The sequence below is a fragment of the Clostridium sp. JS66 genome (assembly GCF_033561535.1).
GTDB lineage: Bacteria > Bacillota > Clostridia > Clostridiales > Clostridiaceae > Clostridium_AM > Clostridium_AM carboxidivorans.
In genome coordinates this window covers 2,943,329-2,956,225 of the sequence record NZ_CP131467.1, presented here as the reverse complement: position 1 = coordinate 2,956,225, position 12,897 = coordinate 2,943,329, and the positions used below count along the sequence as shown (strand labels likewise).

The 12,897-nt window shown below is 28.4% G+C and carries 13 protein-coding genes; 3 read left to right on the top strand and 10 right to left on the bottom strand.

The genetic code is table 11. The annotated features are described in order from the left end of the window. Positions 1-21 precede the first annotated feature (21 nt). From Q6H37_RS13835 to Q6H37_RS13805, 7 genes are all read right to left on the bottom strand, one after another. A complete protein-coding gene (locus Q6H37_RS13835) occupies positions 22-363 on the bottom strand; it encodes a hypothetical protein (protein ID WP_318742538.1) in 342 nt (113 codons plus the stop codon). Between the two features lie 111 nt (positions 364-474). Beyond that, a complete protein-coding gene (locus Q6H37_RS13830; RefSeq protein ID WP_318742536.1) occupies positions 475-1,089 on the bottom strand; it encodes a VC0807 family protein in 615 nt (204 codons plus the stop codon). 105 nt (positions 1,090-1,194) lie between these two features. Then, positions 1,195-1,896 (bottom strand): flavodoxin family protein, encoded by a 702-nt coding sequence (locus Q6H37_RS13825; RefSeq protein ID WP_318742534.1) that lies wholly within the window; start codon positions 1,894-1,896, stop codon positions 1,195-1,197. Between the two features lie 63 nt (positions 1,897-1,959). Further along, positions 1,960-2,514, bottom strand: coding sequence for a PadR family transcriptional regulator (locus Q6H37_RS13820; protein ID WP_318742532.1), 555 nt, complete (start codon positions 2,512-2,514; stop codon positions 1,960-1,962). 712 nt (positions 2,515-3,226) lie between these two features. After that, the gene (locus Q6H37_RS13815; RefSeq protein WP_318742530.1) at positions 3,227-3,793 is read right to left on the bottom strand and encodes a carbonic anhydrase; all 567 of its coding nucleotides are present in this window, start codon (positions 3,791-3,793) and stop codon (positions 3,227-3,229) included. A 148-nt stretch (positions 3,794-3,941) separates the two neighbouring features. After that, entirely contained in the window at positions 3,942-4,496 is a 555-nt protein-coding gene (locus Q6H37_RS13810) for a GNAT family protein (protein WP_318742528.1), read from the bottom strand. Between the two features lie 27 nt (positions 4,497-4,523). Beyond that, positions 4,524-6,785, bottom strand: a complete 2,262-nt coding sequence (locus Q6H37_RS13805; protein WP_318742526.1) for an alpha/beta fold hydrolase — start codon at positions 6,783-6,785, stop codon at positions 4,524-4,526. 213 nt (positions 6,786-6,998) lie between these two features. Here Q6H37_RS13805 and Q6H37_RS13800 point away from each other — a divergent pair, with 213 nt between their 5' ends. From Q6H37_RS13800 to Q6H37_RS13790, 3 genes are all read left to right on the top strand, one after another. Beyond that, positions 6,999-7,667 carry a hypothetical protein gene (locus Q6H37_RS13800; RefSeq protein WP_318742524.1) on the top strand — a complete coding sequence of 223 codons (669 nt, stop codon included), beginning with the start codon at positions 6,999-7,001 and terminating at the stop codon, positions 7,665-7,667. Between the two features lie 151 nt (positions 7,668-7,818). Continuing rightward, positions 7,819-8,568 (top strand): threonine/serine exporter family protein, encoded by a 750-nt coding sequence (locus Q6H37_RS13795; protein ID WP_318742522.1) that lies wholly within the window; start codon positions 7,819-7,821, stop codon positions 8,566-8,568. Then, positions 8,565-9,002: a threonine/serine exporter family protein gene (locus tag Q6H37_RS13790; protein ID WP_318742520.1), complete on the top strand. Its 438-nt coding sequence runs from the start codon at positions 8,565-8,567 to the stop codon at positions 9,000-9,002. Before Q6H37_RS13795 ends, Q6H37_RS13790 begins: the two co-directional genes overlap by 4 nt. A gap of 141 nt (positions 9,003-9,143) precedes the next feature. On the opposite strand, the gene Q6H37_RS13785 is transcribed toward Q6H37_RS13790, so the two are convergent. The 3 genes from Q6H37_RS13785 to Q6H37_RS13775 all read right to left on the bottom strand — a co-directional run bounded on the left by Q6H37_RS13785 (position 9,144) and on the right by Q6H37_RS13775 (position 12,886). Then, on the bottom strand, positions 9,144-10,367 hold the full coding sequence (locus Q6H37_RS13785) for an OFA family MFS transporter (RefSeq protein ID WP_318742518.1): 1,224 nt from the start codon (positions 10,365-10,367) through the stop codon (positions 9,144-9,146). 148 nt (positions 10,368-10,515) lie between these two features. Further along, entirely contained in the window at positions 10,516-11,238 is a 723-nt protein-coding gene (locus Q6H37_RS13780; RefSeq protein WP_318742516.1) for a LytTR family DNA-binding domain-containing protein, read from the bottom strand. A 4-nt stretch (positions 11,239-11,242) separates the two neighbouring features. After that, positions 11,243-12,886 (bottom strand): LytS/YhcK type 5TM receptor domain-containing protein, encoded by a 1,644-nt coding sequence (locus tag Q6H37_RS13775; protein ID WP_412523919.1) that lies wholly within the window; start codon positions 12,884-12,886, stop codon positions 11,243-11,245. Positions 12,887-12,897 lie beyond the last annotated feature (11 nt).

Genomic DNA, 12,897 nt, shown 5'->3' with positions numbered 1-12,897 from the left:
CAGAGATTTTTTTGCTATGAATTAAATAATTTTACTTAATCTATCTTTTAACTCTACTTCCTTATCAATTAGCCATCCTTCTTCCTCACAAGTACTTCCCCACTGAATTATATCATTTATCTCATCCTTAGTTAACTCAACAGATATTTTATCAATAACTTTTAAATTTTCCTCATAATATCCATTATACATTTTTAAGGCATTAGTTTCTCCTTTTAGTCCTAATGAATATATAGGTGTTCCTTTTGCATCTTTATGATGTGCCACAACATAAAGTCTTACTCCTTTATTCTTCTTATCTGCTTCTGAGTCAATATGTTTTACCTCAACCAAAGTCCCCAATGGTATATTATACTTATCCATGATTTTACACATCCCCTTTTGAATATAACTTCTACATAAAAGCTAAATTTCCTTTATTTTCAGAAAAGTAAATAAAATACCATTAATAATCTAACACATAATTTTCCTCTCCTAATTTCTATTTTTCCAATACCACTTTGGAAATGTAATGCAAAATATTAAAAGTAATGGACTTGATATATTGGCATAAAAAGTGCTTATTGTATAATATGAACTCATAGATACTGTGTATAAAAGTACAACTCTCAAGGCTGCTTGGCTTATATTTAAAATAATCCAAGAAATAGTAAGAATTCTCCATGCAGATTTGTATTTTGGTTTTTTCTTAAGTTCTTCTGGAGCATTTTTTAAATAACTTTGTTCTACTATTATTTGAATAAAAGATCTTTTCCAGAATAATGACCAAAAGAAAATTAGTGCATATAAGATATCCTGAACTATTGGAGATATTAAATAAAAAGTAGGATTTTTTGAAATAATTGTTACTACTAATCCAACACCAGAAAAAACTGCTGCCATTGATGCAAGTGCATTAATTTGATGCTCTTTAATAAAATTAATAAAAACCACACCTATACTCCACACTCCAGATAAAATTACTCCTTTAAGAGTCATTCCCATTTTATCAAAAACTGAGAATATTATAATAGGAACAATAGCACTTACAACAAAATCTTTATTAAATACTTTGCTTAATATTGAGTTATTTCTAACTGATTTTTCCATAATTATTTTTCTCCTTATATCTCCAAATTTTTGTTCAATAATTACCTGCTCCTATACTCTACCTTTTTCAAAGCAGTATAAAGAGATATCTTTCCTTGGATAAGTTTAACTAAAGCTCACTTGATTTGCATTTTTCACATAAGCTTCAGGATCAATAACATCCTTATCAAGTACAGCTTGAGTTTCTGATTTTATATATCCATCATTTACTATTTCTTTTCCTGCACTTTTTAGTGCTGAAAAAAATTCAGCATACATTTTTTTTAACATATCGTTACTATTAACAGCTCCAAGTATTCCTCCTTGTGCACATAAAATTGTACCTACTAAATTTCCTTTTGTCATAACTTTAAATGTTTCAACTAAACCTGAAAAATTATATTTACCAGGAAAACCACAATTTGAAATTAGTACACTCTTAGCAGGTGCTTTTTCAAAACGCCTAGGGTGTATATAATTTCCACCTTTTTTAACAATTTCTTTATTACTTAATGGCAGCATACGGTCCATAAAATCTTTCATTATACCTGTTACAGTATAATAATATAGTGGAGTAGCGTAAACCATTATGTCAGTTTGTAATATTTTATTTAGTAATTCTTCCATATCATCCTTATGAATACACTTTCCTGGAGTTTTTGTCCAACAAGTAAAACATCCACTGCAGTGCTTTATATTTTTGTCTTTAAGGTATACTATTTCTGTTTCCGCACCAGCTTCCTCACACCCTTTAAGAAATGGCTTTAAAATAACCTCTGTATTTCCTTTTTCTCCTCTTGGACTTCCGTTTATAGCTAAAATTTTCATATTAAAATATCTCCTCTCATTTTATCAAATTACTAATAAATACTTTATAAATTAAATTTTACTTTATAAATCTTTTATAGTTTCTAAAGCTTCTAATGTTTCCTCACACCACTTTAATTTTGCTTCACAATCGTGCATTCCAAAATTAACTGTGCTGATCCATAATATTGAATTCTTTTTATTTATTTTGTTTGAACTCAGTAATTTTTTAATTTTTGAATATACTTGAAGTTCTTCTTCACATTCTTCCTTTATCTTTCTAACCTTTTCAATAACATTTTTAACTGGTATATCCTTTGAACAAAATATTTTAAGTAAGAGCTCTGATCTAGCAGGTTCCTGCTCTACAGGAAGCATAAGCCATTCTTCTAATTCTTTCTTACCTTCTTCTGTAATAGAATATATATTTTTTGATGGTCTTCCTTCTGTTTGTTGAACTTCTTTTGTTATTAATCCTTCCTCTTCCATCTTTTTTAGTACAGGGTATATGTGTCCATAATTTTCATGCCAAAAGTGTCCTATAGATGAATCACAAAATTTTTTAATATCATATCCTGAACCTGAACTTAAAGTAAGCACTCCTAAAAGAGCATATTTAGTTTTATTTATCTTTGCCAATTTAATTTCGCCTCCAATTTATGCATCATTGTTTTATATATCACCGTGATATATATAATTATATCAGAGTGATATATAAAGTCAATATATTTTTGCCAATAAAATAATTTTTATCCGATGGCTACCATCCGTAACACTCCCATACTCTTAAGGTGGAAGATAACGGCTGACACGCCCCTGGATAAGTTCTTCTAAGACTAAGATGTAGAGGTATTCCTCATAAGCAAGCTCCATCTGAGTCTAAGAATCACTTGATTTTAGTAATCGAATTTATTAATATACAAAAATAAGAAGAACCTCTTAGAATTTACACCTAACTTTTTAAATTAGATATAAATTCTAAGAGGCTCTCCTTAAAAATCTATAAATTTATTGATATATTTTCTTAATTTATTTTATTCTCCCTGCAACTTCATGCTATTAATTTTATTATATGCATACAAATTAACAGCAAAAAAAAGTACACATAAAGCAACTAAATTAAAGTGATTTGTAACTATGGCTTTAAACACTAGAATGCAATTTAAAATGTTATTTAAAATATAAATTAAATTACGATTTTTGTACAAGAAGTTTGTATATACCATATTAGTATTCTCTCCTTTGATAATTAAGATTCAACATACCATATAATAACACATTTTGGATTAATAAAAATGAATAAATTATTAATAAAACTTTATGGTTTTGAAAACAAAATAAATCTTATTATCTAATCTTCTTTATCTCCATCTATAACTACATCTATTTTCCCTGTTTCTGAATCCATAATTAATCCATGTACTTTAATATCTTTAGGAATTAAAGGGTGATTTTTTATCATTTTAACACTTTCTTTTATAGATTCTTCCACTGATTCAAAACCATGAAGCCACTCTTCAACATGAACACCTGCATTATTTAATGTATCTATAGTATCTTTCCTTATTCCTCTATTTATCATTTTATTAACAAGGCTTTTAGTATCTAAATTACTCATTCCACAGCCAGAATGCCCTACTATAAAAACATCTTCTGCTCCAAATTCATATATTGCAACCATTATACTCCTAGCAACACCGCCAAAAGGATGAATAACTGTTGCTCCTGCATCTTTTATTATTTTAGCATCACCATTTTTTATATTCATAGCCCTTGGTAATAACTCTGTCAATCTAGTATCCATACAAGATAATACAACCATCTTCTTCTTTGGAATTTTGCTAACTACATATGGTTCATATTCATTATTACTTACAAAATTCTCATTGTACTCTAATATTTCCTCTAATCTGCTCATTTTGTACCCCCAAATAATTTACATATAAATATATATTTTAGATTATATTAGATATATTATACTACGAAAATTCCTTTTATCAAATATCTATATACCTCTAAATGGGAAAATTTAAATAAAATAAGTTATCAACAAAAATCATAATTTGTTACCTGGAATACATCTGCATCCATTCATCTTTAAGAATTCCATAAACAATGTGACTAACATAATGATCATATAGCCATTCTGACTCTCTTAAAGTGCCTTCATTTTTAAAACCCAGCTTTTCTGGAATATGTCTACTTTTAAAATTTTCTTCAGCACACCTAATTTCCACTCTATTTAATCCCAACTCTTTTATAGCATAATCTACTAAAACCTTGCAGGCTCTTATCATAATACCCTTTTTTTGAAATTCTTCTCCAATCCAATAACCAATGCTTGTAGACTTATTTGACCAATCAATATTGTGATACCCAATTATACCTGCCATTCTTTCCTTATACCATATTCCACATTGAAATCCATCATTGTTTACAAATTGCTCTTTAGTAATCTTTATAAATTTTGCCACATCTTCAAAGGTCTTAATTCCATCTACCCAAGGCAGCCATTGTTTAAGATAAGAACGATTCCTCTGTATTAGTGCAAATTGTTCTTCTATATAGCAATTTTCTAGCAATTTTAATTCTAAATCATCATTAATTACATACTTAAACAAATATAATTCACTTCCCAGTTTTGTATTTTATTTTGAATATTCATTAACCCAATTAATTATATCATTAACAACATAATCAGGCACATTAGCAGCTTTTCCATACCCTTCCATTGATTTAGAGTTTGTTTCTATAAAAAAGTGGTTTAATTTATCATAAGATTTGTAATTTACATTTTGCTTATTTTTCAATATATTTTTCCATTTATCTAAATTAGAAACATCCACTTGATAATCCATTTTTCCTTGAAGAATAAGAATAGGTTGTTTTATACTTACAGCATCATTTACTTGAGTTGAATTCTTAACGCTTAACCAATAATATGGGTAAGCGCCAAAAATCGGTGTATTTTCAGGTAAATTTCCTGGAAAGTCTTTATTTTTTATTGTACTATATAAACTTTCTACACCCTTTAACTGATTTTCATTCATACCCCCTATTGTATTTAAATATTTGCTTTGTTCTAAAAGAGTATCAAGAAAATCTACAGGTCCAGCCATCATTATGCCTCCAGCTGCTCCATTATCACCACAATCTTTTATTATTGTTGATGTAAGCATAGCTCCTTGGCTGTGTCCTAAAACAAAAACTTTATTTGAATCGATGCCTTCAGTTTTCTTTAATAAGTTTACAGCATCCACTGCATCATTTACCGTTTCTCCATTTAAATCAATTTTTGTATCTACTGAACTTAATACTCCATAATATTTTGATCTTTTATCATAGCGCAATACTGCAATTCCTTTTGAAGCAAGTCCCGCTGATATATCTCTGAATACCTTTGTATCTCCATAGGTTTCATCCTTATCATTAGCACCACTGCCATGAACAAGTACTACTGCTGGAAATGGGCCTTTCCCTTTAGGCATACTTAATACCCCTGGTAATTTATATTTTCCATCACCTATGGTTACATTCTTTTCAGTAAAGTTATCTGTATTTGCATAACTTGGCAGTTTATACTTACTATCAACTGGAGTATTTTCAAATACTAAATCATATATTTGTCCATCATTATCATATTTTATTTTTACATCAACAGTGCTAGAAATTCCTTCAACTTTATAAGTTAGTGTAATTACATTTCCAAGTGGTGCTTCTTCTTGATTTACATCTATTGGTTTTGTATCAACTCCCTTAAAGCTTACACTTGAAAGATAATTTTTCATTATGCCTTCTCCATAACCTGCCTTTAAATCACTACTTAATTGTTTTAAAGCTTCATCCATATTCTTATTTGATAAATTACTTACAAAACTTTCAGCTTTAACTTTTAAATCTTTAGATAAATTTGTATCTTCATTAGAACTTAAAACACTTTCTACATTTTTTGAAACTACACCTTCTCCTCCAAGTATTATTATTTTTTTAAACTTCCTATTTTCTATATATTCTTTAACGGTATTAATATTATTTCCATCCGTTATTACTATAGGTGCTTTAAATTTAGCTGAAAGAGCAGTTCCAGAAAGTGCATCTGGGAAAGCTTCTCCACTAGCAATCACTACATTATCTAGATTCTCATCAAAATATTTGCATATATTCATAGAGGTTTCATATCTATCTTTACCCTGTATTCTTACTACATCCTTTGATATTTGTTTTAATTTATCCTCTACTCCACTACTTATTGAACTGCTTCCTCCTATAACATATATTTTAGAAGGTTTAATTTCCTTTATTTTTTCTTCTGTTTTACCTGGCAAATTATTAAATGGAGTTATAAAAACAGGATATCCCTTATACGCTGCTATGCTGGATATACTTAAAGCATCGGGAAAATTATCGCCGTTTGCTATAACTATTGGGGTACCTTCCTTTACATTAGATTGATTTACTATTTTTATATTAGTTTCATATCTATCATTTCCACCTAGTCTTATTATTCTATTAAACCCTTTTTGTTTAAAATATTTCTCAAACCCACTATTTACAGAAGCTTCCCCTCCTAAAATATATATAGTACCCTCCTTCTTTAAATGATTTTCAATATAATTTATAGTTTTACTGCTATTTTGTATATTATCTCCTAGTAGCATTACAGGAGAACCTCCAAGCCCTTGAAGTGAGCTGCTTGAAAGTGCATCTGCAAATCCATTACCACTAGTAACAACAACACTATCCAATTGCCCAGCTTCATAATAATTAGCTATGCTGGCAGAAGTCTCATATCTATCGTTACCATTAAGTCTTTTTATACTGATATTTCCATCTGCATAAACCGAAGAAGATATAAAAGTACATGCTGTAATAGCCAAAATTAAACTTAATCTAACATTTCTATTTAACATATTATTCCTCTTTTCTATTGATATATTTATTATATCTGTTATACATTAATTATAACAGATACTTTATAAAAAGCAATATGTTATGGTTTTTTATGTAAAACCATTTGCTGCTTCATATAAGGAGCATTAACCAATAATTTCTAAATATTGTATTAAGTCTTCTAAATATTCTTCGATATTGAAAATATATACAAAATGTAAGAAGGGATTATTATGGATTCAATTGTAATAAATAAATCAATATCTTATGAAACTAATACTAGTGGACATAAAAATTCACTTAACAATAATAAACATAAAAATGAAAATTCCAACAATAATACTATTTTTCAAAGTACAGATGATTCAAACATATCTAATGATGCCATAGTTAGTTATAAATTTTTAAATCGCATTGAAAGTTCTATAAAGGATGTTACTAAATCTCCTTTCGTAGAAAAGTATAATTCAGAATATGAAAATATAAAAAAAGAAATTAATTCTGGTATTTATGGTAACAATACAAATAAGTATATAGACCTACTTGATAACGCATTTAAGGGTGCATTAAATTATGCTTCTAATATTTTACTTAAATCCTCTACTAAATCTGATAATATGAAGCTTTCTTCATCAACTTTAACTAAGAATCAAAAACAATATGAAACAGCTACCAGCCTTGTTTGGATATTCAAAGCAGAACACAAAAAAGTTTTAAAGGAAATAGAAGAATACAAGAAGAAAAAAAATCATGAAAAAGTAGCTTCATTAACTCAACTCAGTAATACTTATAACCATGTGATAAACAATATTTCTTGTACTATAAACTTTATACAAGAAAACATTAATGAATCCTTTGAGAAGGATTCAGAATTGCAAGGTGAACAGTACTCTTCAATATAATTTTAAATCTATAATAATTTATATAAAATAATAAAGTCTATTTTTAAAACAAAGGCATTGCATTTTTTATAAATTTTTTATAAACTTTAAATGATGAATAAGGTTGTTTATGATCTTTATTCATATAAAAAGCTTATTGAAGGAGTATGCTATGGAAGCCAAACAAGTCTTGGAAATTTCCCTTTGTGCAGGACAAATGCTTTTAAGCAGCGGTGCAGAATCCTATAGGGTTGAAGAAACAATTGAAAGAATATGTAATGCATATAATCTAAAATGTGAATGTATGGTTACTGCTAAAGGAGTATTTATTTCTATAATAGATATTAATAATGAAAAAGTAACTTCATTAAAAAAAATCAGAACAAGAAATGTGGATTTATATAGAATAGAATTAATTAATTCTTTTTCAAGAGACATTCAACATGAACCTGTTTCCTATGAAATAGCTAAACAAATACTAAAAGATATAGAACAAGCTCCTTATTTTAGCTTTCCATTAAGATTATTTGCTGCTAGTATGACTTCATTTATTTATTCACTATTTTTTAATGGTAGTATATGTGATTCAATAGTTTCTGTAATTATAAGTATAGTTGTTTATTTCATACTAGAAAAAATATCTGGAATTGTTTTTCTGCAATTTTTTCTTTCAGGTTTTATCATAGGTATTGCTAGTATAGTTGCTCAAAACTCATTACCTCTTGTAAATAAAGGTAATGTCATAACTGGATCAATAATGATATTATTACCAGGAGTTCCTCTCACCAATGGCATAAAAGATATTATATCTGGTGACTTTGAATCAGGTATAACTAAATTTGGTGAAGCAATGCTTATTATAACTGCAGTAGGAGCAGGAATTGGATCAGCATTAACTATTGGGATGGGTATAAAATTATGATAAAACAAATATTATTAGCATTTTTAGGCAGCATATTTCCTGTTATTCTTTTTAATATTGATAGGAAAAAAATAATATGGGCTGGATTTTGTGGTGCTATTGGTTGGGCTGCATATCTTGCAGCTTATAAGTATACCTACAGTCCTGTTTCTTCATCCTTTGTAGGAGCATTTTTTGTAGGCATATACAGTGAATTAATGGCAAGAATACTTAAAACACCTGCTGTACAATTTTCAATACCAGGAATATTTCCTCTAGTACCTGGTATAACAGCTTATACTACTATAAACAGTATTGTAGAACAAAAGTATTCTTTAGCATCCTCTGAAGGTATGCAAACCGTTGCTGTAGGAGGAGCAATTGCATTTGGAATAATGCTTTCTACAACGGCTTTCCGTTTCATTTCAAAATTAGCTAAACAAAAACTTAAGTAACTCAACTTTCACAGTTTAAAAATAATGCGACGCAAGGGTACTAGTAGAAGTTTGGATTTTAACTTCCACTATACTCTTGCATCGCATTCTGCTTATATTTAGTAAATAATATATTAAAACTTACAATATCTTTGAAATCAATTATGCAACCTTATTATTTAATTTGAGATTAACTTTTTCTTTTTCACTACTCTTGAAACTTGGAGCTTTTATAGTAGCAACTATAAAAATTGAAATTATACATAATACTCCAACTACCATGAATGTTGGTTTAAATCCACCTACTGCTGTAGATATAAACGTTCCTGAAAGAGCTCCTATTCCAAATCCCTGATACACAATTCCATAATTTTTTGTTTGATTATTTACACCAAAGAAATCTCCTACAATTGGAGGAAATACTGTAATGTTTCCACCAAAACAGAATGCTATTGCTGAAACACAAGCAAAGAATATCGTAAAATTTAAATGTACAAAGCTCAATACGAACACTGATACCGCTGTCACTGCCATAGTGCCTAATACAACTTTTAATGCCCCTAACTTATCTGATAATGTTCCTAATATAATTCTTCCTGCAGTATTAAATATAGCTACCATAGCTACTGCATTTGCTGCAACTACAGGAGTTAATCCTGCTAATTTAACACCAATATCTTTAACAATGCCTATTAAATAAAGACCGCTCATGCATGCTGTGAAAAATACTATAAACAGAAGATATACTTCTTTGGTAGCTAACATTTCTTTTACAGTAAAATTGTGTTTCTCTGATATAATATTATTAGCATTTTCTACATTAGGAGCATCTTTCAAGAATTGAGCTCCTATAAATACTAAAATCATAGCAATTATACCCCAGTATAAAAAAGCCATTGATACTCCTTTTGAAGAAATCATACTTGCATTGACATATTTAAATATTAAACTTCCTGTTCCATAAGCACCTACACAAATACCTGACATAAGACCTTTTTTTTCAGGAAACCATTTAATACAATTGGAAAGTGTAGTAATGTATCCTATACCATCAGCTGCTCCAACAATTACTCCTGCTGTAATATAAAGCATAGATATTGAAGTTGCCCTAGATGTTAGTAAAAGTCCAATTCCTAATGCTATGCCTGATAATGATATCAGTTTTCTCATTCCTAACTTGTCCTGCATCTTTCCTGCAAATAATGTTGAAAAAGATAAAGCAAAACTTGTTATAGAAAAAGTAATTGCCACTGTACTTAATCCCCACCCAAATTTATCTGAAATTGGTTGATTAAATAAACTCCAAGTATAAATTGTTCCTAATCCTAATTGTGCAATTACGGTACCAAGTACCACTAACCAAGGATGTTCTGACGTATTTTTCATTTTATACACTCCCTTTATTAAATCTTTAATGCTATACCATGAAAACTTTTGCTAGTGCTTAAGCTTTACTATAGCCTAATTATATATTCATAAAATATATAATTAGCAATTTAGGAATGAAATGCATAAAACTTTACATGAAATACACTTATATATTCATAATTTGTTTAAATTCTTTTATATTGCTTCTACTTACTGGTACTTCATAATCTATATCTTGAAGTCTTAAATTATATGTATTATTAAACCATGGTATTATTTCTCTTATCTTAGTTATATTTACTATGTAAGACCTGTGACTTCTAAAAAATTTGTCCTTTGGTAAAGTATTATAAAATTCTGATATGCTAACATTAACAGAGTATTCTTCATTCTTTGTAAAAACACAAGTTATTCTTTCCTTAGCAGCACAATAATATATATCATCCATATCCACAACTATTATTTTTTCATTTTTCCATAAATTTATCTTATTACTAATAGGATTCTTATGTAAGCTAACATTTTGATGATTATAACTCACTTCTAATTTTTTAAGCATGGACATTATTCTAGATTTAGAATAAGGTTTAAGTATATAGTCAAAAGCTTCTATTTCAAATGCTTCTACAGCATGTTCTCTATATGCTGTTATAAATACTATATAAGGTTTTTTAGAAAATTTACTTATATTTTTAGCAAGTACTACTCCATCTAATGATAGTATGTTTATATCTAAAAATATAACATCAACCTCATTTTGTTGAATAAACTTTAGTACCTCTATGCCATCTTCAAATTCGTCTACTATTTCTATATTACTATAATTTTTAATAAAGTATTTAAGTTCCTCTCTAGCTAAAAATTCATCTTCAACTATTATACCTTTCATAAAATCACCTCGTTACATAGAATTCTATTTTAGTCCCTTTTTCTAGTTTTTTTATTTTAAGTCCCTCTCCATAAATAAGCTTTAATCTTAAATGCACATTGTATAAGCCTATCTTATTTTTAGGAATATCATCCTTATAAACTTTTTCTATTATGCTATCATCTATACCAACACCACTATCTACTATTGATATCTTAATCTTTTCCTCTTTTTCTTTTACACTTATAGTTACTGTACCTGTCCCTTTACCTTTCAAAATTCCATGAACTATAGCATTTTCAACTAGTGGTTGTATTATAAGACTAGGTATATTAACATGTATATCGTCTATATCATAAATTACATTTAGCTTATTTCCAAATCTTGCTTTTTCTATTTCTACATAATCATTAACTTGTTTTAATTCTTTCTTTATATCTATAAATTCATCGTTTAACTCCAAATTATATCTTAAGTAATTGGATAAGTTTATTATAAGTTCCCTTGCCTTATCTGGATTTATTCTTATGGATGAAGCCACAGCATTTAATGCATTGAATAAAAAATGTGGATTTATTTGAGTTTGAAGTGCTTTTAATTCTGCCTTATTTGCCATTTCTTTTATTTGTTCAACTTTAGATACCTCCATTAGTGTTGATATAATTTGTGAAAGTCCTACTGCAAGAGTTTGCAATGGATATGTTATTTTATGATCCTTTACATAATATATCTTTAAGCACCCTGTAATCTCATTCTTATCTTCAAAAGGTATTATTATAGCTGATTTTAAGGCTGCATATTTATGATCTATACCATCATTTTTTATAATTATTTTACCACTCGCAATTGCATCTTTCGTATCTTCTGTTATTATTTCATGCCCTATATTATAATATTCCTTTCCAAGTCCAACATAAGCAAGTATATTTTTTTTATCAGTTATGGACACTGCATCAGCCTCTATATCTTCTTTAATAATATCACATATTTTATTTAAAGCATCAGTATTTATATTTCTAAAATACGGTAAAGTCTTATTTGCAATATCAAGAGCAAGCTTTGCCTGCTTAGCTGCTATCTTTTCCTTTTCATTTTCCACACTTTGAACTAACAAAACTATGAATCCAACACTAATTTCACCAAGTACCATTGGAATCCCTATTTTAGATACTATATCAAAACCTAGAGAATGAGGTTTACTCAATATTAATATAAGCACCATTGTAAGTATTTCACAAAGCATACCTGCAGCTATACCTGCCAGCCATGTGTATTTCTTTTCAACCTTTTTATTAATATATCCAGATACTATTCCTGCAGTAATACTGCTTATTAAACAAGGAATAGATGTTATACCATGTATGTCTATTAAATACCTATGAATTCCAGATACTATTCCCGTAACTACTCCTACAACTGGACCAAATATCACTCCTCCAGATACTATGGTAATTATCCTAACATTTATTAATGAACCTTCTACATTTAAACCTGTATAGGTTGCTAATACTGAAAATATCGAAAAAACTATACAAATGATTACATAATCTTTTTTCTCATAGTTGTCTTTTAAAAAAATCTTTCTAAAACTATGTATTCTAGTTATAATAAATATACATATAAGAAGTAATGTAGCCCTATCCACAAATTGAAATAATAAATCATACAATGTTAATTTCT